The sequence below is a fragment of the Desulfosoma caldarium genome, from assembly GCF_003751385.1.
In the GTDB taxonomy this organism is placed as follows: Bacteria; Desulfobacterota; Syntrophobacteria; order Syntrophobacterales; family DSM-9756; genus Desulfosoma; species Desulfosoma caldarium.
In genome coordinates, this window is record NZ_RJVA01000009.1 from 82,474 (window position 1) to 104,218 (window position 21,745).

The following is a 21,745-nucleotide window of genomic DNA, read 5'->3' on the forward strand; positions in this document are numbered from 1 at the left end:
TCCTAAAGGCCCTTACGCTCGCGGCATCAAAGCCCCGGGTGGACTCCTGTTCAGATGGGCTATTCAGCGAAGCCGTCGGAGGGCGATGCCGCCAGAGCGGCTCGAAGGCGCTCCTCACCCCGCTTGCTCAAAGACGTTACCAGCACGGTGCCGCCCACTTTTTTCAGGGTCTCCGTCAGTTCTCGAATCTTGGCATGTCGCACGACCACGACCAAAGCCCACGTGCCGGGAAGCACGGCACAGGCAAGCTGCTGAATGAATTCATCGTCAAGGCCCATATGGGACAAACTGAACCGGGAACTTCCCGCCGCAGCTCCCGTGAGGCTACCCAGAGCGGCGCCGAGCACAGGGTGCAAAAGCAAGGATCCCACCAGGAGTCCGGCAATGGCGCCCACGGCCGTTTCCTTGACGTCCACATGCCCCACATGCTTGCTGGTGAGCTTCCCCTCGCGATCTCGATGGAGCAAGAGCATGCCCTCCAGCTGCGCCGCACCTTTTCGATGCCAAAGCACCAGCTCTTCACGCAACCTCTGCACCACGGCTTCCGACGTGTCCCCGATGACAAACAGATGACTGTCATGGGTGCGTTCCCACAGGGCACGGGCCAGTTTATGGGCCAGCCAGTCTCGAAAATGATCCGCCCCCTTCCAGGACTGTCCAAGAGAATCCACCAAATGGACGCTGTCGTCTCGCATGTCCAAGGCCACGTATACATCAATGGCTTCCCCGATCTTTTCGATGGTTCGCTGACCTTCCATGCCGATGATGACCCAGTCCTTGGGAAAATCGGGAAACATGGATCGAAACGTCTGGGTGGTGCCCACGGCAAAATCCGCATTGCCTAGGCCCGGAATCCACCCGGGTTCGGATAAGGGGTCCGAAGACAGCTGTTCATGATGATGCTTCAGCAAAGCTTCGTAGCACGGCGAAATTTTGACCCCCAACGCCCTTTGAAACCGATCCACCACATGCTGCATACCCTTCATCCTTTCCATGATCTTCACCAACGGCTTTCCCAGAAACCACTCCATTTTCCAGTAAAACACAGGGCTTTCTGGATGGCAAACAAGCTCTTGGGCACGCTCGGGTTTTGTGCTAGACATGGCCAAACCAAGGGAAAGTGACCACCAGGAGGGAATCCCATGGCACGCATGACAGTTCGGACGGCCGCCCAGGCCCTCGGCGTTTCCCCACATGTTCTGGAAGAATACCTGGAACGCACAGGTAAGATGGAAGCCATCCGCCAAGGCAAAAGAGTCTTTATTCCCTCCCACGAAGTCAAGGCGCTCCTAAAAGAAAAAAAACGCCAGGCCCAGCCTTCGCACGCGTCGCCGTCCAAGGACACGGCTTCCCAGCAAAGTCCCGTGCAAGAAAACACCGTCTCCGTTCCCGCCAGCCACTACGAAGCCCTTCTAGAAGAACTGGGACGATTGCGCTATCAAAGCCAACTTCTCGAATTCTATCGAACGGAGGCCTACGAAAAAAACGCGTTGCTTCTGGAAAAGGAACATCGCCTCGGCCAACTGGAAGCCGAACTGGCCCAACTCAAAAAACCCTGGTGGTCTCGCCTGTGGCGCCGTTGATTTTTGAGCCCCTGGTCCAGAACATTCGGCCCACAGCCCATGGCGTCATAATGGCGGGTTTATGGCCCAAATGGCGTGATTATGGCGTGATTCATCGACGCATGGGGAAATCTAAAGGGTGGGGTTCGAGCCTGTGCCGGCGCGCGGCATGGGGCTTGGCGCCCGATGCCTTTCATGTGGCACACCCCTTGCTTATGCCAGATGAGCGAAAGAAACCAACTCTTTCCTCCTCGAAAAAGGCCAGACGGTACAGCCCCGCCGTCTGGCCTTTTTTTGTGGGCAAGAATGTTTTTTGAACCACCTCCTGAGGGGGTTGCAAAGGAAAAGCCATGCCCATGGATTCTTTGGATCTTGTGGATTTTGGCCAAACGGGTTGCCGAGTGTCCCGGGTCGGGTTGGGCGGCGAAGGGGTGCTTCGCACGCGGCATCGCCTGGATGAGGCGGTCTCGGTCATTGAAACGGCTCTGCATGAGGGTATTTCGTATTTTGACAGCGCTCCAGCGTATGCGGACAGTGAGGACTACTACGGAGCCGTATGGAAAAAACATCCGCAGCGACGGGAGGGCATATTTCAGGCGAGTAAGTCGGCGCAGCGCACGCGGGATGGCGCCCTTCGCGATCTGGAGCGCACTTTTCACCGCATGGGCCTTTCTCGTCTTGATCTATGGCAGATTCACGACGTGCGCAGCATGGAAGAGCTGCATACTCTGGAAAAACCGGGTGGCGCCTTGCATGCCTTTCTGGAAGCCAAGGCTTCGGGGCTGGCGGCGCACATCGGGGTCACGGGACACCACGACCCCAGGGTGTTGACCGAGGCGGTCGCCCGTTGGCCTCTGGACGCGGTCCTTTTGCCCGTCAATCCCGTGGAAGCCATTCTGGGTGGTTTCCTCAACGAGACGGCTTCGGTAGCGGCGCAAAAGGGTATGGCCGTCATCGGCATGAAAGTCCTGGGGGGCAGTCAATATCTGGCTCCCAACGCCGGCATTGACGCCGTAACCCTGATTCGCTTTGCCCTCTCGCAGCCGGTGACTTTGGTGGTCGTGGGCTGCCACAGTGCGCATCACGTGCGTACCCTGGCCTCATGTGCTCGACCTTTTCAGCCCATGGACCGGGAGGAACAAAGCGCGGTGCTTGACGTCTTTCGTCCCTATGCAAAAAGACTCGCCTTTTATCGCGGCCCTTTGGGATGAAGCCCACGCGTCACAGCCCCAGGCGAGTCTTGAGCCACTCTTTGAGTTCGTCGCTCAGGGCATACACGCCAACGCCCGGTTTTCGCCCTTCGCGGTTGACGATCTCCCGCACCATGGGCTTCGGCACGGGAATTTTTGCCAGTTCGTCCATGCCTTGAGAATTCCTTCGAACCAACGTCGCCTGGGCTGGTTCCTCCCAGGCGTAGACGACGAAGTACAGGGATTCTTGGCCGACCACCGTGGCGGCTTGCCCCTTGCGGGACCATCCCGTGCCCCATTCCAAGTACGTCTCCACGGCCCGTTCGGGCGTCATGTCCCAGTCGATAGCGTCCAGGAGATCTTTGCGGGCCTTCAGCTCTTTTTCGTCCATCATGGCAACGCCTCTCAAAAAAGATTGCGCTCTGATCGTCTTCCGTTCATAGAAACGCATGTATTTACCTTAAGAACGACAAGAGCGACGGCCAAGGGAGGATGACGAAAGGCGCAGAAAAAATTCACGTTTTTTCAAAAAAGAGCCGACAACATCTGGGGGGAGAAGCAGCCGATGGAGGTTTACGCGTCCTATTACGGTTCCGTGCTCTTGGATCCAACCAAGGATAAGGATCTGGGGCCACCGCTTCGGTTCCTTAAGGAAACGGCCCGCTCTTTGGATGAATCGGATGTGGCGCCCGTGGTGGATTTCGACCCGCACACGGGAAAATTCCGCATCGACATGGAAGGCGTCCTTGAGGCGCAGACTCATAAGAAAGTGGTGGGCGTTCTGCAGGCCCTGGGACGTTTCGCCAAGGGCGTGGGCAGCTTTACGGTAGAACAGGACGACAAGTCCTTCACCATCTGGATCGGCGCTGATGACGAAGTGCGTCGCACCAAGGCGGGCATATACCTGCAGGCAGCCGTCCATCTGCTGCAGAAAGCGCGAAACTTGGTGGAGAACCCATCAGAGATAGAACAGCTTTTAGAACAACTGGAGAACATGGATCTCGTGCGCTACGGCCGAGAATTTAAGCTACTTCCACCGCTTTAGCGGCTGCGCACGCGAGACTCGAACGACAAAGCGAGACGGCCCATGGCCACCATCGTCACCAAACCCGCCCTTGATGAGATCTTAAGGGCAGTGGATCGGCTGCCGCCATTTCCCAAGGTGGTCACCCGCGTCATTCCGCTGCTTCGAGCCATGGCCCCTGTCACCGAGATTGAAGCGGTGATTCGCTACGACCAGGCCATCACAGCACGCGTGCTTTCCATCGCGCGATCGCCTTTTTACGCGCGCCGTTACAAGATACGATCCCTGCGCGACGCCATCATTTTCCTCGGTCAGCGCCAGCTTGTGGAAATCATTCTTATGGCCTGCTCGGCCCATTATTTTCGAGGACAACTACGCTCTTACGACCTGCGCGAAGGAGAACTGTGGGCCCATTCGGTGGCCGTAGCCCTTCTGTCCCAGATCATGGCCGAAGATCTGCAGCGCCGGCGCGCGCTCACCATCTACACCGCCGGCCTCCTGCATGACATCGGCAAGACGGTGCTGGACAGGCAGGTTCCGGACTACTTTGACACCATCTACCTCCTCGTTCATGAACGCCAAATCACCTTCCTGGAAGCGGAACGCGAGGTCATCGGCATCAACCACCAGGACCTGGGAGCCCTCATTGCCCACCGGTGGAATTTTCCTCCGGAGGTGCAAGTGGGCATTCGTTTTCATCACAACCCTTTAGACGCTAAGCACCATCAGGATGTGGCCGCCATCCTGTATGTCGCCAATCGTCTCGTCCACAGCATGGGGATCGGCGCGAGCGCCGCAGACTTTCTGCAACCCGATTCCGACGCAATCCTGCAAAAGCTGGGTTTGACCCAAGAGCGTCTGGACGGATATTTCCTAAAAATCATCGAAGCCATGGAAGACGCCCGCAGTTTCCTGACCTTGGCCTCTTAGCGCGCACCGAGAAGGCTCCCGTGTGGGAGCGGCTTCATCCGCAGCACCAGATTACCCAGCATTGAAAAAGCGGTTTTCACGCGAACGACCTTTTCCATGAGGGCGAGTTCGCGGGCACGCTGCTCGTTTTCTGCCACAAAAGCGGCGACTTTTTTGACAAACAGCTTGTCCGTCCTGTCGCGAAATACTTGGTCCACAGTCTGGACGATCCATTCCTTGAGTTCGTTATCGGTGACGCAAATGAAGAGGCTGCTAGAAAAGCAACCAACGGTGTTCTGTAGGGGTCATGTAGACGAGATCGCCACTTGCGGAGATCTTTTCAGGAAAGGCTCGCGCCATGCGCTGAAAGAGTGGGGGCAGCAGGTCCCAGACTCGATGAGCCATCTCCGCCGCAGGCCGACGTCTCAAGTCATCCAGCACGTCGGACAGATAACGGCCAATGTCCTCGCGAACCTCCGGGTCCCATCCCGCGTTTTCGCCGGCAAACCCAAAGTAACCTGCCCCTGTTCGTTTCTCAAAGGCAAACTCTTGCACGCTTTGCGCCCGCATCACCACGGGACGTTCTGCCTCATCAAAACCAGCAAAGACGATTTCCTGTAGTTGTTCAAGCCATTCGGGTTTTGTCAACCCAGGCGCCAAATCTTCCATCAAACCGGCAATGGTATGCTCATAAAGGCTTTGCAACCATCCAGACTCGGCCACCAGCCGCTCCATCACCTTCGCGGCCGCCATGGCCCCTTGAGCCTCATCGTCCATGAGATGCCGAACCCGTTTTCTTACCTCGTCAAGAAATGCGGACAACCCAATGCCAGTCATCCACCACCCAAACCCGACGGCGTGGATCTTTTGCGCATTCCACGCGGTGACCTTTTCGCTGCGGATCATTCCCATCGGGTCGGTTGAAATGCTCAGCACTTGTTTCTTATTGTCCGCGGCCACCACAATGGCCTGCGCCGTCGTGAGGTAGCAGTAGAAACTCATGATGTGGTGCGCCTGGAGCTGCGTTCCCAGGAATCAACACTTTTCCCAGACACCCTCGTCCCACACCTCCACACGAACGGCTTTGGGATCAACGCCGTGTCGGCCAAGAGCCCCTCGCGCAGCCTCCATGGCCTGCTCCACGGAATCCACCGAACCCTCTTCTTCAAGGCCCACCTCCGCATTGGCGATTCTCCAATGCCAGCCCAACGGGCCGGTGCCGAAACTCTTCCAAAAGACGATGACGTGCCATGCCATGTTGAGCCCCCCTAATCAACCCGCCGAAAAATGTTTTGCCGACGCCGCGTCGTAAAAGCGCCTTTCGGCCATCCCTGCCAGCGCCGCACAGCTTCTATCATTTAGCCGCATGCCCGCGCTTCAGCACTCCACTTTAGGGCAGGTCCGAGATTAGATGGCGTGGGCAACGAGATCATAGGTTCGCACAAGCCCTTCCAAGGCCTTCGAGCACGGCCTCTGGGCCAAGTAGTTTTCGGTAAAACGTGGATCATCAAAAAGGGCCAGAACATACGTGACGTGGCCGGAATAGCCCAAAGGATCCAACGCCTGAAGGGCTCGAGTGAAATCTTCGGCCAATGCCCAAAGGTCTCGGTGCACCACGGGCCCCTTCGAACCGCACGGTTCGACGGAATACAGGCGGCGGCAACTGAATGGTCGAACGGCATAAATCCGGCAGCGTTTATCCGGATTGAGAAAGGGACAAGGCAAAAGAAGACATCGCTTCTTTTGCTCCCTGTTTTCCGCAATCCGCTGCCGCAGATCGGTCGCTTCAAAGATCGAAAGCGCCTCCATGGCTTCTCGTATGCGCAACGCCTCCAAGGTCGTGGTAAAGATTTCACCCACATTGGTGCAACAGTCGGCGCAGCCGGGTTTGCACGCCGCATCGGCCACAAAGGAGGCCGCTGTGTTCTGAAACGCGTCGTAGAGGGCTTCCAATTCCCGAAATCTTTCGTCAAACCGATCACGCGGCCAAGGCGATGTCATGAACGGGCCCTTGTTGGCAAGAGGTTCCGGTTCGAAACTGCGGGCTGCTTAAGAGCTCATAATATGATATGGTGAAATAGTGAAGATTCGCAAGGCTTTTCCATGGTGGAACGTAGAGGTGACCATGTTCACGAAGGTGCTCTTGTTCAAAATCGTGCTGCCCTTGGTCATCGGGGCTATAGCGCTGCGGCTGGCTCCTTTTTCGTGGGCACGACGCATACGCGCTAAGATTCGGTTTGGCACCGTCGTGCGCCGCGCCTTGATCCCTCTTCTTTGCCTGGGAGCGCTGGCCTATGGCGCCGACTACGTAATCAATAAGTTTGCTTATGACAAAGAACAATCCCGAATCCAGCGGCAAGGCGGTCGAAGGGGAACGCTGCCACTGCCCGATCATGGAAGGCCTTTGCGCTCTCCATGATCTCCACTCCTGTGGGCAAATTCATGGGCTGCTGCTAAGTTTGGTCCACGAATGAAGGCACGCCCCGACAGAGCGTGGCCCCGAAGGGCACCCACTGCGGCGCGGATTCCGGTCCAAAGGTCACATCTCGGATCAGAGCCATGGCGTCTAGGTGCCGGCGATCTCCTTTTTCCACCAGAACGGGCTCTCCAAAGGCCACTCGAAGGCGGCGCCGGCCGGCCACTATATTCCTCCAATCCTTTCGAAAACCTCCCCAGATGCCGTGAAGGCGAATGGGCAGCACCACGAAGGAGCCGTGTTTGGCAAAAAACCGGACAGCCCCCAGATCCTGCCCCATGCGCCCGTCGCTGGACACGCAGCCTTCAGGAAAGAGAAAGTACACATTGCCTTGGCGAAGACCTCGAATCACCCGGCGCACCACGGAACGCTCGCGAATGTTAACACATCCCAGGCGATTCATGAACCAGCGCTTCCATGGGCGGTCAAAGAGTTCACGCTTGCCGAGAAAAGTCACCGTACCCAGGTCTCGCAACACGTGAAATTCGAGAACGGCACATATAAACATGGGATCCCACGCGCTGATATGGTTGGCCACAAGAAGGAGGCCCTTATTCTCCTCCCTGGCCTTGCCTGCCGCCTTGGCAACGTTTTCCACACCGCTCACCTGGGGAGCCAGGAACCATCGATACGGTGGGCGCACCATAGCCCACAGGGCCAGTTGATAGGGATTCATGTGCCGCACCTCCTTTCTCGCGAACCCTTCGGCGGAAGGCGCGCGGTGCCTTCTCCTTCCATGTCCGCTATACAAAAGGTCGGCACAAGGGGCACAAATCGTGAGCTTTTTTTGCCAAGGACGTTTCCGGCGCCGCGCCTATTCAAGTCCCTTCAAGAATGGCAGCACGTTCAGGTGCGAGCGGCTTTGCGCCATCCCTGCCCTTTTAGAATAAGCACCTCTTCTTGGCGGCGTCGCACGATCTGGCGAATGTATTCCTTGAGGTCGGTTCGCTTGAGCGGTTCCAATTCTTCATGAAGGCGGGTGCTGGATTCCAGGTCTTTGGGCGTCAGACCGTACCAGCTGCAGTAGTCTTGGTCGAAGATCTCTTCGGGCGAGTAGTCTTTTCGGCCGAGGCGTTGTCCCAAGTAAAACCGAGCCGCTTCCATGTCGTATTCTAGAATCCAACCACCGTCTTTGACCATGCTCCTCTCATCCCATGGAGCCGAGACGGCGCATTGAGGGCAGTACAGATGCACCAAGACCTCTTCGGGCAGAATACTGTCCCGATGAAAGATATAAGCCTCTTCTCGCCCACACTCACACGGCCTCTTTTGATGCAAACACATGACTTGCTCCCTTTTACAGCCCGCCATGTTCGTCCAAAAGCCGACGAGCGAACGGGCGATCTGCCGGCGCCAAGGCGTAACGACGCATATCAGCGATGGGTACCCATCGCACATCGGCATGCACCGAGGGACAAATGTGGCCGGAAATCCAGCGAACCTTGTAGGCCATGAGCCGAATTTCTGCGCGACCGTCGCAGTGGCGACTCTCACCAAAAAACGACACCACTTCCACTCGAATGCCCAGCTCTTCCAGAATTTCTCGGCAAAGGCATTCTTCTAAAGTTTCCCCCGGTTCCACCGTACCCCCGGGAAATTCCCACAGAAAGGCCAGCGCGTCGGAGGACGGCCTCTGGGCCAAAAGGACGCACCCGTCCTGCTCAAGGATTGCTGCCGTCACTGTCTTTTGCATCATGCCCAATCAAGTTCCCCGCCCCGTCTGTTGAGCATAGTCGCAGTCATCGGCAAGGGGGCACCGGCTGCACAAAGGTTTGCGCGCCGTGCAGATCATGCGTCCATGCTGGATCATGGCATTGCTGAACCAGGTCCATTGAGCGCGAGGTACCATTTCCATGAGCCGCCTTTCCACGGCTTCGGGCGTCTTTTCATCAACGATGCCCAACCGCTGGGACACTCTGAGCACGTGCGTATCGACGGCCACGCCTTCCTGAATGCCGTAAGCGTTTCCCAAAACCATGGCCGCCGTCTTGCGCCCGACGCCGGGAAGCCGCACCAAGGCTTCCATGGTTCGCGGCACTTCCCCGCCGTGCTTTTCCACGACCTCTTGAGCACACGCTCGAACAGCCTTGGCCTTGTTGCGGTAGTATCCCGTTGAGCGAACCATCTGTTCCAGGCTTTCCAGAGGTTCCGCCGCAAGAGCTTGCGGCGTCGGGCAGCGCTCAAACAGGGTTCGAGTCACTTGATTGACCCGCTCGTCGGTGCACTGGGCCGAAAGGATCACCGCAATGAGCAGCTCAAAGGGGTTTCGAAAGTTTAAAGCCAAGGACGCATGGGGATAATGGCGTTCCAGTGTACGGAGGATGCCCTGGATCCGAGCTTCGCTCTCCATGATGCCATGGCTCCTTGAGGCCTTTTCTACACCGAACGAAATGGCCTAGGAGGATTTCTTCCTTCGCCGTTCCTGATAGATTTTTAGATTTTCAGGAATTCCTCGCACTTTAGCCGCTTCGCTGCGAGCTCGCGTCACCACTTTGGCAGCCAGGGAATCCTTCAGGCGGAACCCCCATTTTTTCTTGTATTCCCGCGGTGTCATGCCGTGGCTTTTGAGATGGTTGGCCGTGATCTGACGAAATTGAGCCCCGCATTCCAGGCAGACCACGCTGTTTTCGCCGATGGACTCATACGGCCCTTTACCCAACGCCGCCGGCTTGTTCGAAGCGATGCTCTTAGCCATCTCCTGCACCTGTTCCGTTCCCGGGGCAACCTCCTCCACCGCAGCAAGCTCTTGAAGCACTTTGTAAATTCTTCTCAAAGATTCCTCGATTTCCTCTGTGGACATCACGCCGGCCGAAGCTTGAGCTGCCACGATCTGTCCACACATTTCCCAGAGCCTTTTACTCATGCGCCTCACCTCCACGTTTTTTTAAAGTTAAAAGCTTCGCTGTTCATTAAATAGATACATAAATTGCATGAACACAACAAGAGTTTTCTTGGCTACTCTTCCATAAATGCTATATTTGTGGCGCCCTCAAAAGGTGGTTAAAGATGGGTGTGAACACTTCATTTGCGCCCGAGCTTGTTCGAGGTGGCTGACGTGGCCATAGATCGCGTCGAAAGAAATGTTACCGCCAGAAAGCAGGGCCGGTTTCCAGACCACTTGATGCGACGGGTTCTGTAGGTTGGCGGCTTTTTTTTTCGATGGCTGCCTCCGCCCACAACCCTGTTCATGATGCTCGAAAGGATGAAAGCCCTCTAGGAAAAGGACGAAGGTGGTATCATCCATGACGCGCGGGTTTCGCGGCAGCATATGAGCGCTCACGTGGCTCTTGGGATCATGGCGGCGGAAGATCGACGATTTCTTAAGCACCGGGGCTTTGATATTGAATCCATCGAGAGGGCTTGGGAAGACCATCAAAAGGGCAGGCCTTTGCCTGGTGCCAGCACGATCTCGGAACAAACCGCCAAGAACCTTTTTCTCTGGCCGGGGCGAAGTGGGGTGCGAAAATTCTTTGAGGCCGTTTTGACCGTCGGCATCGAAACGCTCTGGCCGAAAAAAAGGATTTTGGAGATCTATGTCAATACGGCGCAGATGGACCTTGCCTCTTTAACGTTGGCGCTTCGGCCCGCGTCTCATTTTCAAACAACCCCTCAGATCGATCAGAAAACTGTCGCCTCGCACGCGGCCATGCCCCCCTACCTCAAAAGGATTTCTGCCGCATAGCCTTCGGCTTAGGTGGCGCGCCAAGCGGCCTGGATTCTCCGGCTGATGGTGGAAATGGAAAAAGCCTTTGGCGTGCAAAGCTTCTGACAGAACAAAGCCACGCAAGCCTTTAAGCGCAGAGGCTTCATGCCTCCACGTGCCCCAACAAACGCATCCGTTCGTGAGCGGCCTCTTCGCGTTCCCTTTCCAGCCGGTACCGTAGCTCTCTCAGTTCATGAAGACGCTGCGTCAGAGCCTCTTCGGCCTCTGAGTCCTTTGACTCGCCTTCACGAAGCGCCTGCAGGCGGCTCTTCACCGCGTCCGCTTCCTTTTTGACCTCGAGAATTTTTTGCATCACGGCCTGTTCCCGATGGGTCAGCACCGAGGACCGCTCTCGACACGTGTAGGGCCTGCCCGAACTATCAACGGGAGTCGGGCATCCATTTTCGTCCACTGTGTGCAGAAATTTTTTGACTTCCCTTTCCATGACACCCTCCTCAATGCACCGCATAAACCGCGATGCCCAAATGGCCCGGCTTCGACCCTGTACCCCTGTACCTGGGCCCCAAAAAGCGCATTCGGACCTGACGTTATCTTGCTCTTATAATTAAGCATGCATGGCGCGGGCGTCATCGGCCCCCCGGCGTCTTTGGCAAAAAAGACACTCAAAAGGAGGGCGCTTCAAGTAACCTCTGGGGAATTTCTCAGGCTCGCGCCCTGCATCGAGCCTCGTGGTTGGGCGTGCCGGCTTTTGGAAAGGAACGTCACAAGCCTTGAGAAGACGAGGGTTCTTTGAGCAAGAGGCGATGAGCCTCGGCTACGCGGTGCGCATGGTCCTGAAAAAGGACTTTGTCTTTTTCGGGCCACGCTTTGAGAAATTCCGCATCGACACACCCCTGCGTTTCGGCCTCCTCGCGCAAGGCCAGAGCCACCAGGTGCCCTTGCACCCGATGGCTGCAAGCCCGAGAACAACTCTGGCACTGAAGGCATACCCATGGGGCTGGCGACATCATGGCCTCTCCACCATAGCCCAGAAGCGCAGAACGAACCAGCACCAAAGGATCCAGCACGGATCGGTCAACGCATACGGGACAGGCGTTGCTGCATTCCCCACAGGCAAAGCAGGAAGCCAGGTGCGTGTCATGGCCGTGAAATTGCGTAAAGCTTTTCCACGAAAGAGAGGCGGAGGCGGTTTTTTCCCTCTGTTTCCCCGCAATCCTCTGCGTGGTCTCATCAAGCATGTTGCGCACCACAGTGGCCCGCTCGCGATAAAAGCGCGCCTGGAGATGGCGCCTTTTTTCGAACAATTCTCCAGAAACCACCCCTTCGCGCACGGCTTCCCAGCGCAGGAAGGCGATGAGGACCGAAGGCTTCACCGTCATGGGACACACGTGGGTACACCTGCGGCATTCCAGACACTGCCAAAGATCAGGCAACCGCAATAGATCCTCCATCAAACCCAGATTGGCCATCCACACGAGCCGCCTGGGGTCCAGCCCACGGGTGGCTCGATTCACAGGGCATTCCACCGCGCAGGACCCGCAGGTAAAACACAGATTGATTTCAGCTCGAACCGCTTGATTAATCCAACGACGATGCCACGCTCTCGGTTGAATGGCGGCTTTCATAACGCCTCCTTTGTCGCCCATTGGCTTCTGCACACGGCCACCTTTCCCATATTATCGATTCATAACGCACATTAATCCACATGACAAAATCTGTTTTTTCACAAACAAACGATCCCTCTCATTTGTTTCGCGCCATGCTGTGGCCCCTTGACAGAGGCGGGCGGGAGTCTGTTATGAGCTGCATGTCCGTATTGCACTGAGGAGAAGTTCAAAGATGGATGGTTTCACGATTCATGCGCCATGGGATCCTCAAGGGGACCAACCTCAAGCCATTGCAAAGCTCACTGCCAATCTTCGGGCGGGCGTGCGGGAGCAAACCCTTTTGGGGGTCACTGGGTCTGGAAAGACTTTCACCATGGCCCATGTGATTGCCCAAATCCAAAAGCCCACATTGGTCATCGCCCCCAACAAGACCCTGGCAGCCCAGCTCTATGGGGAATTCAAGGCCCTCTTTCCGGAAAACGCCGTCGAGTATTTTGTGTCCTATTACGACTACTATCAGCCGGAAGCCTACGTGCCGCAGACGGATACCTACATTGCTAAGGACGCCTCCATCAACGAGACCATCGACAAGATGCGCCACGCGGCCACAAGGGCTTTGCTGGAGCGCCGCGACGTGCTCATTGTGGCCAGCGTTTCGTGCATCTACGGCCTTGGGGCTCCCGAAACCTACCGGGACATGCTTTTGTGGGTCAAGACCGGCATGGCAGTGGACCGGGACGTGGTCTTGCGCAAACTGGTGGAAATTCAGTACACGCGCAACGATGTGGACTTTCATCGGGGCACCTTTCGTGTCCGCGGGGACGTGGTGGAAATCTTTCCGGCCCATGAGGAGGACCGGGCGGTTCGTCTGGAATTTTTTGGGGATGAAATCGACGCCATTCGAGAGTTCGACCCTTTGACCGGCCGCACACTGCGCACTCTCGCGGACGTGGCCATTTATCCCGGAAGTCATTACGTCACGGACAAAGCCACCCTGCAACGAGCCATTGAAGGCATCAAGGAAGAACTGACGTTAAGGCTGCAAGAACTGCGGGGAGCGGGCCTTTTGCTGGAGGCCCAGCGCCTTGAGGAACGCACGCGTCTGGATCTGGAAATGCTTCAGGAACTGGGATATTGTCCCGGCATTGAAAATTACTCCCGCCACCTCACGGGCCGTCGTCCCGGCGAGCCGCCTCCGACACTCTTGGACTACTATCCCGACGATTTTTTGCTCTTTATCGATGAAAGCCACATCACGATTCCACAACTTCGCGGCATGTATCGAGGGGATCGATCGCGAAAGGAGACTTTGGTCCGCTACGGGTTTCGGCTGCCTTCGGCTCTGGACAATCGACCTTTGTGTTTTGAAGAATTTGAGGCCAAGGTGCACCAAGTCATTTATGTGTCCGCCACACCGGGCCCTTACGAGCTGGAGCGGACTCGAGGCTACGTGGTAGAACAAATTATTCGCCCGACGGGGCTGGTGGATCCCAAGGTGGAAGTGCGACCCGCCGAGCATCAGGTGGATGACCTGATCGGGGAAATTCGTAAGAGGGTCGCTGCCGGGCAAAGGGTCCTGGTGACCACCTTGACCAAGCGCATGGCGGAGGATTTGACCGAATACCTTTCGGAACTCAAGATTCGCGTGCGTTACATGCATTCGGACGTGGACACCTTGGAGCGCATCGAGTTGGTGCGCGATCTGCGCCTGGGCGAATACGACGTGCTTGTGGGAATCAACTTGTTACGAGAAGGATTGGATATTCCCGAGGTTTCTTTGGTGGCCGTGCTGGATGCGGACAATGAAGGCTTCTTGCGTTCAGAGCGTTCCCTCATTCAAACGGCGGGGCGTGCGGCCCGAAACGTGGACGGCACGGTCATCCTCTATGCTGACAAACTGACGGATTCCATTCGCCGAGCTGTGGCAGAAACCGAACGGCGCCGGGCCCTGCAGCAAGCCTACAATGCAACCCACGGCATCACACCACAAAGCGTAGAAAAATCCGTCGCCGACATTCTGGCTCCCTACCGGTCCTCGGAAGAAAGCTTTGTTCCCGAGGAAGTGGTTCAGGAAGTACGCGCCTTCTACACGGCCGCTCCCAAGGCGGATTTGGATCAAACCATTGATCATCTGGAAAAAAAGATGAAAGAAGCGGCGGCTCGCTTGGAATTTGAAAAGGCCGCCGCCTTTCGGGACGAAATCAAGCGCTTGCGTCAAGAACAGCTTCTAATGACGTAGGAGGCTGTCCGAAAAGGCGGATCTGGGCCTTTTTGCTTTCACCTTCCTACACGTGCGCGTCCCAAAGCAGCCGAATCGAACTTTTATTCAAGCTCTGGCTTTCTCTAAGAAACCCTTTCTAGGAGCGGCGTCAGCCTCGAGATCTTATCGCTCCGTGCCGCCCTGGAAAACACGCCAACAGCCCGCGAGCCCGTAAACTCCTTCGAGGCCGCTTCTCCGAAAACTGACGAATGACTCCTGCGGCACAAATCAAAATTTGACCCCCGGCAGCTACGCTCCTTCGGGAACCTTGTAGCCGAAGTGCTTTTCGAACCGATCGCAAAAGGCCTTCCAATGAAAATGATGTTCCTGCGTGCCGTGGTGTTCCACGGCAAAGGATGCGGCCACACTGCCCATATGGCAGCAAACGGTCGGCTCTTGCTTCATGGCCAGTCCCTTGAGCAACCCTGCGCGATAGGCATCTCCGGCTCCCGTAGGATCCACGACCTCGGTGGGCGTGACGGCCGGAATGAAAATCTTGTCTTCACGTACCTGAAGCAGGCTGCCCTCAGGCCCTTGGGTGGTGATGATCATCTCCACTCGAGACGCCAGGTCCGAAAGCTGCCAGTTGGTGAGCTTGAGAAAATGGCTCAGCTCATAATCGTTCGAGATGAAGCACAGGGCGCCGTCCACGGCTTCGGCGATCTCTTCCCCACTCCAAATGTTCAGGCTTTGTCCGGGATCGAATACGAAGGGCACACCACCACTTCTGCAGCGCCGAGCCAACTCCGACATATCGGTTTTATTGCCAGGGCCTATGTGGACCAGGGTTGAGTGCGCGCCATCGTTCAGAGGCGGCAGATCCGCGGGAAAAGCCATGGCACCGGGATTGAATGCGGTGATCTGATTGTCGTTTTGATCCGTGGTGATGTAGGCTCCGGCCGTGAGCACGCCGGCGATGCGCTTGATCCATTGCGTGCGCAGCCCGTGATGGCGCAGCCACCGCTCGTAACGTTCAAAATCGTCCCCCGCCGTTGCGACAATCCAGGGGCTTTCCTGCAGCAAACTCAAGGTGTAGGCTATGTTGCCTGCCGTCCCTCCAAACTTTTCCACTAGCCCGTTGATGTTGAAACACACGTTGAGCACGTGGATTTTGCTGGGCAGTATGTGGTCCGCAAAATATCCTGGAAATGTCATGATGCGATCGTAGGCCAACGATCCGCTAATGTAGATGTTCACGGTTGTTTCTCCTCTGCAATGAGATAGACGGTGACCTCTACCGCCGATTCTTTGTTAGCGTTCTTTGGGGCTCGTCCCCATGGCGGCGAAGGGTGCTTTTTTCTTGCCACGCCCGCCGCGCTTCTTGGTTCGAGGCCCTCTGTTCCTTGCCCTCACAGTTTCCCTTTTGGCCGCCTCCGCTCTTCGTCCTCGAGAGGGCCGGCGCGGGGCGCCCTTGTCGGCTCGATCCGGCACAAACCAGTCTTCCTCGGGCCAGATGACGGGAATCTTTTGTCCCAGAAATTTTTCGACGTTTTCCAACGCATACACATCGTCTTCGCCGCACAGGGTGATGGCCTTGCCTTCCTTGCCGGCGCGGGCCGTTCGGCCGATGCGGTGGACATATTCTTCGGGGTCTTGCGGCACGTCGTAATTGATGACATGCGTCACATCCTCCACGTGAAGCCCTCGAGACGCCACATCGGTGGCCACCAAAATGGCGATTTTCCCTCCCTTGAACCGCTCCAGCAATTGCAAACGCCGACTCTGAGGCAGATCCCCGGTGATGCCTCGCGCGACATAGCCATTGGCCGTAAGTCTTTCGGCAAGCCGCAATGTTCGCACTTTGGTGTTGCAAAAAAGGAGGACGCGGTTCGGCTTTTCTCTTTCCAAGAGTCCGAGAAGCAGTGAAAATTTTTCGGCTTCAGCCACGTGGAACAGTTCTTGCTTCACCGTCTTTACCACTAGTCTTTCCGGCTCCACGGCCGTTTCGACCGGAGCGTTCATATACGGGTAGGTAATTTCCAGAACGCGCGGAGAAAGTGTTGCGGAAAAAAGCATACTTTGCCGATAATGATAAGGGGGAAGACGCTTGAGGATGTACTGAAGGTCCTTGACGAAGCCCATGTCCAACATGCGGTCCGCTTCGTCAATGACCAGCAAAGACACGTGGTCGGTATTGATGTGGCCTTGCTTCATGAGGTCGATGAGGCGGCCGGGAGTGGCGATGACAATATGAGCTCCCTGCCGAAGGGCCTGAATCTGTTTTTCGTAGCCGACACCGCCATAGATGGCCGCGAAACGAAAAGGACAATACCGTCCAAGCATTCGCCCGTCGGCCTGAATTTGCAAAGCCAGTTCTCGAGTCGGGGCCAGGACCAGAGCATGGCATTGGGAAGACAAGGGCTGCTTTTTGAGCAGGTTTTCAAAAATGGTGATGAGAAATACGGCGGTCTTGCCCGATCCCGTTTGGGCCTGTGCCGCAATGTCTTGGCCTTGGAGCGTCATCGGCAGGGATTTCTCCTGAATCGGCGTGCACCGCACAAAGCCGGCCTCATGCAGCCCCCGAAGCACCAAAGGCGAAAGATCCAGATCGACAAAGGCCATGCCGGCGGCCAAATCCTCGCGCGCTTTTCTCGGTTCGGGCGTGTCCGGTTCAAGGCGCGAAACCTCGTGAGGCACCCTTTCCAGATCACGGCGCCGCCACCAAAGGATTCGTTGGAACAGATCCTTAAGAACCTCGATCACGATAAAAAATGCCTCCACAACGCAAAGGCCAAGCACACCACATTCTTATTGGCCCTCGGGTTAAAACTTGGCACACTCAATGGGACCTTGGCGCCTCGAGTCTATACCAAAAGGCCGAAGCCACGGCAAATGACAGAACAACATTTTGAAGGCGTTTGGGGAATTTTTTTTCGATTCCATGGAAAATGTTTTGAAAAAGCCGAGAAAGGAGGCGGCCCACATGGCACGAAAAGAGGTGAAAATCACCGGATGGCTGACGATCCTGGCGGTTACCGCAACCCTTTGGCTCTTGAGCATCCAAGGCGCCGCCGCGGCCAAAATTCGCATCACCCTCAACGATGGCAATCGGGTTGAAGTTCCTTATTGTTGGGAAGCCAAGAACACCATCTTTTTTGAAGTTCCTGGGGGTGTCGCGGGTCTTCCCAAAGGCCAAGTGCGAAGCATTCAGGAAATCGTGGCGGGATCGGAAATCGCTTACGACACCGTCGGGTCTCGCGTGCGCACGGCGGGCGCAACGGACCCCGACCAGCAAAAAGCATGGGCCGCTCTCCTGAGAGGAACACCGCCGGAAACATCCACCGAGACCCTTTCCCCTGAGGAGCTCGCCCAGCTTTTGACCTCGACCACCCCTTCCCAGGAACCTCGGCACGCCGTGCGGCTGTACCGCACGAGCTTTTATCCCAAAGGGGATGTGGCCCAATGGATGCGCGGGCAAAAAGACGGGGCGGTGCTTTTGGTCAAATACCTCGTCAACATTCCGGAAGACGTGCCCGAGAAGCGATTTGAGCTGATTCTCTACGATGGACACGACCGCATCGTCCAAAGGCAACCCTGCTCGGTTCAGCCTGTGGAGGTTCCCGCAAAGCTTGCGGAAAAGCTTGGCCTCCGCGGTCGTTTGTACGCCGTGGTTTCCAAGATCAAACCGGATCCCGACATTCGTCGCTACGAACTGGCCACGTGGCGATAGGGACGTATCGTCAAGGCACGAGAACCTTCACGGCTTTTGGTCGAATCCCTCCATCCACCAGAGGATGCTGTCCCTGAGAGGTTCTGGCAGGGGCATCGGCACGCCATCTCTAACGCAGACGAAGTGCATCAAGGCCTCGGTGGTGGTTTCCGGCGAGTGTTCCTGAGTGATCCTTTGAACGCGATGCAGCAGGGAAAGACTGCGCCGTCCCAGACGGCATACGCCTGTCTGCACTTCGATCAGATCGTCGTAGTGCAAGGATTTGGCATATTGGCACTCCAGAGCCGCCACAGTCAAGTGCAGACCTTGAGCCGTGAGGCGGGCATAGGGATAGTCCAAGGCTCGAAAAAAGGCTTCTCGCCCCAATTCAAAAAGATGAAAATAGCTGCCATGGTACACGCCCTGGCCCAGATCGACGGCAAACAAGGGCACGCGCAGGCCATGGGCATACCAAGGCCCTCGGCGCGAGAAGGTATTGAGGTGTTTCCGCTTTGTGCCGCCCTTTTTCCAAACACCACGGTTTTCCTTCAAAAGCTCATCCATTCCCTTGATGTTCCTCCAGAGCCATGTTAGCCATAATCGGAATGCAGCGCTATCGTCAAATCCCATAACGACGGCTTTCCAAAGGCGGACCCTTCATTGAGACTCGAATCCAGACCCTTTGCACGAAGAAGAAAAACTCTAGACAAAAGTCCCCGTGACGTCGTCACAGCTCAAGGGCCGGAATTTCGCCTGCGGGTGGCGCCGGCGGTGCGCAAGGTTCTTAGGCAGATCGGCGTGCCCGAGCCTCAGCCATTTGTGCCGGATCCTTTTCAGCGGGAGGCCATCGAAAAGGTGCGCACCACCGATGTGCTGGTCACGGCGCCCACCGGGTCCGGCAAGACCTATATCGCCATCGAAGCCATTCGCGAAGTGTTTTTGAAAGGGGGCCGAAGCTGGTACGCCTCCCCTCTCAAGGCCTTGTCCAACGCCAAGCTGGAGGAGTTTTCTACGGCTTTTGGCCCGAGCAATGTGGGGATTCTCACCGGGGATCGCAAGGAAAACCCCGATGCGCCGATCCTCGTCGGTACCACGGAAATTCTTCGAAATCAGCTTTACGACGCCATGCACCGCGGCCAAGATCTTCCCGTGAATCTGGTGGTCATGGATGAAGCGCATTACTTGGGAGATCAGGACCGGGGTGTGGTCTGGGAAGAGGTGCTCATTTATCTGCCCGCTCGCGTGCGGCTGCTTCTGCTTTCCGCCACCATTCGCAACGCCCAGCAACTGTGCCAATGGCTCGAGTGGCTGCGTAAGGCCCCTTGCCTGTGGGTCAATGCCGTGGAACGCCCGGTGCCGCTCTATCCCCTGTTTCTCTTCCCAACCGGAGAACTCACGCCTCTTGCAGGGCGCCGCGGTTTGTACGGTCCCATCAAAAATTTGGATCCCCGCCAGTTTGCGCGCAAGGACTTTCCCGACGTCGCCCACATCTTGGAAGCGCTTCGAGCGGCAAACCTTCTGCCGGCGATTTTTTTCCTCAAATCCCGAGCCGACTGTGAGCGGGCCATCACCCTGTGCCCGCAGGCTCCTCGAACACCGGGGTTTGATGCCAAAGCCTTTGCGGCGCGCCTGGAACAACTCTTGACCAAGTGGCCTTTTCTTCGGGACCACAAGCATCTATCTATTCTGAAACGTTCCCGGGTCGGCGCCCACCATGCCGGGCAGCTACCCCACTGGAAGCTGTTGCTGGAAACCCTCATGCAGGATGGCTGGCTGGAAGCGATCTTTTCCACATCCACCGTAGCCGCCGGAGTTAATTTTCCCGCACGCACCGTGGTCATTCCTCAAAGCGATCGGTTCAACGGCCGAGAATTCGTGGACCTGACCGCTACGGACCTTTTGCAAATGACGGGCCGGGCAGGACGGCGCGGCATGGACAAAATTGGGTTCGTGCTCGTCATACCGGGCCGATACCAGAACGTGCCATTGATTTACGATCTTTTAAAGTCGCCACCGGATTCCATAGAGAGCCAGATTCGCGTCAATTTTTCCATGGTCCTGAACCTGCTTTTGTCCCATGAACCCGAAGAAATTCGAGACCTTTTTGCCCGCAGTCTGGCCACCTATCAGCACCTGGGCAAGGAAGCCTCCGTGGCGGCTTTGGTGGAAGCCTTTCAAAAGGATCTGGCCCCATGGAAACCCCTCATGGCCTGCGGTTCCATGGATGCTGTGGCCGAGATTCGGCCCTTGTTCATGCGCATGGAAGAAGAACAAAGAAGAGCGCATCGGGCCGCGCGAAATCAAGCCCTGGCCTGGGTGACGCAGGGCCTTTTGGTGCGCGGTCGATTGTTTTTGAACCGTCGAGGCACACCCTACGTGGTGCTGGAACGGGTTGACAAAAGGGACGAACGGGTTCTGGCAGCGCGGCTACGACTCCCCTTGGCCTGGAGCGACCAAAGGTTGAAGCCGCATTGGGTGCGCGTTCGCCAGATTCGAGAATTGGGCAAGAGGCTGGATCCGCTGCCACCCCTGTCCGATCGGCAGGCCTGGGAAAAGCTGGCACGCCGCATGGGCGAAGCTCCTTTTCCTTCCCTGTTCGGCCCTCAATATGACGGCGATCAACCGCACACCCTCACCTCCATCGCCCACGACATGGCACAGCGTGCGCTTGCCAAAAACGCCCTGCCGTGCGCTCGCTGCCAACTGTACGGGCCGTGCCATAAAGGCTCCAAACACCCTTTTTCAAAGCTTTTGCACACGTACTTCACCCATCGTTCCCACATTCTCACCGTGCAGGAAGCCCTTTGGCGATCTTTTGTACAGCATCTAAAAATTCTGCAGCACGAGGGTTACGTGACCCCTCAGGGACATCTCACTGAAGACGGCCTGTGGGCGTCCAAGCTGCGCCTGGACCAACCGCTCCTGGTTTCCGAAGTGATTCGCAAAAGGGTCCTTCCGGAATCGGATCCGCCCATGCTGGCCGCGCTTATGGCGCCTTTTGTGGTAGATCGCGATCGGCCGGGAGAATCTCAGCTGTCGTCGCTCATCTGGAAATATCCCGATTTGGCCCGGCCGTATTTTGACGTCCTGCAAACGCTACACCCCTTGAGGCAAAGGCTGCATGCGGAGGGCTTTGAGACGCCGCCTTTGCCTTTTTGGACCGTGGTCACGGTTTACCACTGGGCCAGAGGCGAAAGCTGGAACGTGGTCAAGAACCTCACGACCATCGATGAGGGAGACTTGACCATGGTGATCTTGAGAACTGCGGACCACCTGCGACAGGTGGAATCGTTGACGGAAACCCATCCGCGTCTTGCCGCCTCGGCACGCGACGCCATCGAAAGCATTTTGCGGGAACCTGTTCTGGTGCCATAACCCGCGCGAGTAGGCAGGGCGAAAGGGTT

General features: G+C 56.7%; 25 protein-coding genes. 9 read left to right on the forward strand and 16 right to left on the reverse strand.

The features are described 5' to 3' along the window. Nucleotides 1-59: 59 nt before the first annotated feature. Nucleotides 60-995: a DUF1269 domain-containing protein gene (locus EDC27_RS01020; protein ID WP_170161497.1), complete on the reverse strand. Its 936-nt coding sequence runs from the start codon at nt 993-995 to the stop codon at nt 60-62. 147 nt (nt 996-1,142) lie between these two features. Between EDC27_RS01020 and EDC27_RS01025 the strand changes: the two genes are divergently transcribed. Continuing rightward, on the forward strand, nt 1,143-1,583 hold the full coding sequence (locus EDC27_RS01025; protein ID WP_148045628.1) for a helix-turn-helix domain-containing protein: 441 nt from the start codon (nt 1,143-1,145) through the stop codon (nt 1,581-1,583). Between the two features lie 329 nt (nt 1,584-1,912). Then, nucleotides 1,913-2,773, forward strand: a complete 861-nt coding sequence (locus EDC27_RS01030) for an aldo/keto reductase (RefSeq protein WP_211334728.1) — start codon at nt 1,913-1,915, stop codon at nt 2,771-2,773. Between the two features lie 10 nt (nt 2,774-2,783). On the opposite strand, the gene EDC27_RS01035 is transcribed toward EDC27_RS01030, so the two are convergent. Further along, complete coding sequence (locus EDC27_RS01035) at nt 2,784-3,146, reverse strand: DVU0772 family protein (RefSeq protein ID WP_148045629.1); 363 nt, start codon at nt 3,144-3,146, stop codon at nt 2,784-2,786. A 171-nt stretch (nt 3,147-3,317) separates the two neighbouring features. Here EDC27_RS01035 and EDC27_RS01040 point away from each other — a divergent pair, with 171 nt between their 5' ends. Next, complete coding sequence (locus EDC27_RS01040; protein ID WP_123288761.1) at nt 3,318-3,797, forward strand: hypothetical protein; 480 nt, start codon at nt 3,318-3,320, stop codon at nt 3,795-3,797. A gap of 42 nt (nt 3,798-3,839) precedes the next feature. After that, complete coding sequence (locus EDC27_RS01045; RefSeq protein WP_123288762.1) at nt 3,840-4,706, forward strand: HDOD domain-containing protein; 867 nt, start codon at nt 3,840-3,842, stop codon at nt 4,704-4,706. On the opposite strand, the gene EDC27_RS01050 is transcribed toward EDC27_RS01045, so the two are convergent. The 4 genes from EDC27_RS01050 to EDC27_RS01065 form a co-directional block, all read right to left on the reverse strand. After that, nucleotides 4,703-4,903 (reverse strand): hypothetical protein, encoded by a 201-nt coding sequence (locus tag EDC27_RS01050; RefSeq protein WP_123288763.1) that lies wholly within the window; start codon nt 4,901-4,903, stop codon nt 4,703-4,705. The two genes, EDC27_RS01045 and EDC27_RS01050, sit on opposite strands and share 4 nt — an antisense overlap. Nucleotides 4,904-4,958: 55 nt before the next feature. After that, nucleotides 4,959-5,687, reverse strand: a complete 729-nt coding sequence (locus tag EDC27_RS01055) for a hypothetical protein (protein WP_123288764.1) — start codon at nt 5,685-5,687, stop codon at nt 4,959-4,961. Between the two features lie 33 nt (nt 5,688-5,720). After that, nucleotides 5,721-5,942, reverse strand: a complete 222-nt coding sequence (locus tag EDC27_RS01060; RefSeq protein WP_123288765.1) for a hypothetical protein — start codon at nt 5,940-5,942, stop codon at nt 5,721-5,723. A gap of 150 nt (nt 5,943-6,092) precedes the next feature. Next, entirely contained in the window at nt 6,093-6,686 is a 594-nt protein-coding gene (locus EDC27_RS01065; protein WP_123288766.1) for a YkgJ family cysteine cluster protein, read from the reverse strand. A 79-nt stretch (nt 6,687-6,765) separates the two neighbouring features. Here EDC27_RS01065 and EDC27_RS01070 point away from each other — a divergent pair, with 79 nt between their 5' ends. Then, complete coding sequence (locus tag EDC27_RS01070; protein WP_123288767.1) at nt 6,766-7,104, forward strand: hypothetical protein; 339 nt, start codon at nt 6,766-6,768, stop codon at nt 7,102-7,104. 34 nt (nt 7,105-7,138) lie between these two features. Here the strand turns inward: EDC27_RS01070 and EDC27_RS01075 are convergent, their stop codons facing one another. The 5 genes from EDC27_RS01075 to EDC27_RS01095 form a co-directional block, all read right to left on the reverse strand. Further along, nucleotides 7,139-7,837 carry a lysophospholipid acyltransferase family protein gene (locus EDC27_RS01075; protein ID WP_123288768.1) on the reverse strand — a complete coding sequence of 233 codons (699 nt, stop codon included), beginning with the start codon at nt 7,835-7,837 and terminating at the stop codon, nt 7,139-7,141. A gap of 170 nt (nt 7,838-8,007) precedes the next feature. Continuing rightward, on the reverse strand, nt 8,008-8,445 hold the full coding sequence (locus tag EDC27_RS01080) for a hypothetical protein (RefSeq protein ID WP_123288769.1): 438 nt from the start codon (nt 8,443-8,445) through the stop codon (nt 8,008-8,010). A 13-nt stretch (nt 8,446-8,458) separates the two neighbouring features. Continuing rightward, a complete protein-coding gene (locus EDC27_RS01085) occupies nt 8,459-8,857 on the reverse strand; it encodes a (deoxy)nucleoside triphosphate pyrophosphohydrolase (RefSeq protein WP_123288770.1) in 399 nt (132 codons plus the stop codon). A 6-nt stretch (nt 8,858-8,863) separates the two neighbouring features. Next, on the reverse strand, nt 8,864-9,511 hold the full coding sequence (gene nth / locus EDC27_RS01090) for an endonuclease III (RefSeq protein ID WP_123288771.1): 648 nt from the start codon (nt 9,509-9,511) through the stop codon (nt 8,864-8,866). A 45-nt stretch (nt 9,512-9,556) separates the two neighbouring features. Beyond that, on the reverse strand, nt 9,557-10,024 hold the full coding sequence (locus EDC27_RS01095) for a MucR family transcriptional regulator (protein ID WP_123288772.1): 468 nt from the start codon (nt 10,022-10,024) through the stop codon (nt 9,557-9,559). A 375-nt stretch (nt 10,025-10,399) separates the two neighbouring features. On the opposite strand from EDC27_RS01095, the gene EDC27_RS01105 reads away from it, so the two are divergent. Next, nucleotides 10,400-10,843: a transglycosylase domain-containing protein gene (locus EDC27_RS01105; RefSeq protein WP_281273104.1), complete on the forward strand. Its 444-nt coding sequence runs from the start codon at nt 10,400-10,402 to the stop codon at nt 10,841-10,843. 124 nt (nt 10,844-10,967) lie between these two features. Here EDC27_RS01105 and EDC27_RS01110 read toward each other — a convergent pair whose 3' ends face one another. Both EDC27_RS01110 and EDC27_RS01115 read right to left on the reverse strand, forming a co-directional pair. After that, nucleotides 10,968-11,309, reverse strand: a complete 342-nt coding sequence (locus tag EDC27_RS01110; protein WP_123288775.1) for a hypothetical protein — start codon at nt 11,307-11,309, stop codon at nt 10,968-10,970. A gap of 277 nt (nt 11,310-11,586) precedes the next feature. After that, nucleotides 11,587-12,450: a 4Fe-4S dicluster domain-containing protein gene (locus EDC27_RS01115; RefSeq protein WP_170161498.1), complete on the reverse strand. Its 864-nt coding sequence runs from the start codon at nt 12,448-12,450 to the stop codon at nt 11,587-11,589. 214 nt (nt 12,451-12,664) lie between these two features. Here EDC27_RS01115 and uvrB point away from each other — a divergent pair, with 214 nt between their 5' ends. After that, nucleotides 12,665-14,671 carry an excinuclease ABC subunit UvrB gene (gene uvrB / locus EDC27_RS01120; RefSeq protein WP_123288777.1) on the forward strand — a complete coding sequence of 669 codons (2,007 nt, stop codon included), beginning with the start codon at nt 12,665-12,667 and terminating at the stop codon, nt 14,669-14,671. A 270-nt stretch (nt 14,672-14,941) separates the two neighbouring features. On the opposite strand, the gene EDC27_RS01125 is transcribed toward uvrB, so the two are convergent. Both EDC27_RS01125 and EDC27_RS01130 read right to left on the reverse strand, forming a co-directional pair. After that, a complete protein-coding gene (locus tag EDC27_RS01125; protein WP_123288778.1) occupies nt 14,942-15,889 on the reverse strand; it encodes a carbohydrate kinase family protein in 948 nt (315 codons plus the stop codon). A gap of 54 nt (nt 15,890-15,943) precedes the next feature. After that, nucleotides 15,944-17,395: a DEAD/DEAH box helicase gene (locus tag EDC27_RS01130; RefSeq protein ID WP_211334730.1), complete on the reverse strand. Its 1,452-nt coding sequence runs from the start codon at nt 17,393-17,395 to the stop codon at nt 15,944-15,946. 220 nt (nt 17,396-17,615) lie between these two features. On the opposite strand from EDC27_RS01130, the gene EDC27_RS01135 reads away from it, so the two are divergent. Beyond that, nucleotides 17,616-18,362 (forward strand): hypothetical protein, encoded by a 747-nt coding sequence (locus EDC27_RS01135; RefSeq protein WP_148045632.1) that lies wholly within the window; start codon nt 17,616-17,618, stop codon nt 18,360-18,362. Between the two features lie 27 nt (nt 18,363-18,389). On the opposite strand, the gene EDC27_RS01140 is transcribed toward EDC27_RS01135, so the two are convergent. Then, a complete protein-coding gene (locus EDC27_RS01140) occupies nt 18,390-18,905 on the reverse strand; it encodes an acyl-CoA thioesterase (protein WP_170161499.1) in 516 nt (171 codons plus the stop codon). Nucleotides 18,906-19,001: 96 nt separating this feature from the next. Between EDC27_RS01140 and EDC27_RS01145 the strand changes: the two genes are divergently transcribed. Then, on the forward strand, nt 19,002-21,716 hold the full coding sequence (locus EDC27_RS01145) for a DEAD/DEAH box helicase (RefSeq protein ID WP_123288781.1): 2,715 nt from the start codon (nt 19,002-19,004) through the stop codon (nt 21,714-21,716). Nucleotides 21,717-21,745: the final 29 nt, after the last annotated feature.

Coding starts and splice junctions, on each gene's coding strand:
- EDC27_RS01020 (WP_170161497.1), bottom strand. CDS start 995: ATGGAAAGGATGAAGGGTATGCAGCATGTGGTGGATCGGTTTCAAAGG.
- EDC27_RS01025 (WP_148045628.1), top strand. CDS start 1,143: ATGGCACGCATGACAGTTCGGACGGCCGCCCAGGCCCTCGGCGTTTCC.
- EDC27_RS01030 (WP_211334728.1), top strand. CDS start 1,913: ATGCCCATGGATTCTTTGGATCTTGTGGATTTTGGCCAAACGGGTTGC.
- EDC27_RS01035 (WP_148045629.1), bottom strand. CDS start 3,146: ATGATGGACGAAAAAGAGCTGAAGGCCCGCAAAGATCTCCTGGACGCT.
- EDC27_RS01040 (WP_123288761.1), top strand. CDS start 3,318: ATGGAGGTTTACGCGTCCTATTACGGTTCCGTGCTCTTGGATCCAACC.
- EDC27_RS01045 (WP_123288762.1), top strand. CDS start 3,840: ATGGCCACCATCGTCACCAAACCCGCCCTTGATGAGATCTTAAGGGCA.
- EDC27_RS01055 (WP_123288764.1), bottom strand. CDS start 5,687: ATGAGTTTCTACTGCTACCTCACGACGGCGCAGGCCATTGTGGTGGCC.
- EDC27_RS01060 (WP_123288765.1), bottom strand. CDS start 5,942: ATGGCATGGCACGTCATCGTCTTTTGGAAGAGTTTCGGCACCGGCCCG.
- EDC27_RS01065 (WP_123288766.1), bottom strand. CDS start 6,686: ATGACATCGCCTTGGCCGCGTGATCGGTTTGACGAAAGATTTCGGGAA.
- EDC27_RS01075 (WP_123288768.1), bottom strand. CDS start 7,837: ATGAATCCCTATCAACTGGCCCTGTGGGCTATGGTGCGCCCACCGTAT.
- EDC27_RS01080 (WP_123288769.1), bottom strand. CDS start 8,445: ATGTGTTTGCATCAAAAGAGGCCGTGTGAGTGTGGGCGAGAAGAGGCT.
- EDC27_RS01085 (WP_123288770.1), bottom strand. CDS start 8,857: ATGATGCAAAAGACAGTGACGGCAGCAATCCTTGAGCAGGACGGGTGC.
- nth (WP_123288771.1), bottom strand. CDS start 9,511: ATGGAGAGCGAAGCTCGGATCCAGGGCATCCTCCGTACACTGGAACGC.
- EDC27_RS01095 (WP_123288772.1), bottom strand. CDS start 10,024: ATGAGTAAAAGGCTCTGGGAAATGTGTGGACAGATCGTGGCAGCTCAA.
- EDC27_RS01110 (WP_123288775.1), bottom strand. CDS start 11,309: ATGGAAAGGGAAGTCAAAAAATTTCTGCACACAGTGGACGAAAATGGA.
- EDC27_RS01115 (WP_170161498.1), bottom strand. CDS start 12,450: ATGAAAGCCGCCATTCAACCGAGAGCGTGGCATCGTCGTTGGATTAAT.
- uvrB (WP_123288777.1), top strand. CDS start 12,665: ATGGATGGTTTCACGATTCATGCGCCATGGGATCCTCAAGGGGACCAA.
- EDC27_RS01135 (WP_148045632.1), top strand. CDS start 17,616: ATGGCACGAAAAGAGGTGAAAATCACCGGATGGCTGACGATCCTGGCG.
- EDC27_RS01140 (WP_170161499.1), bottom strand. CDS start 18,905: ATGGATGAGCTTTTGAAGGAAAACCGTGGTGTTTGGAAAAAGGGCGGC.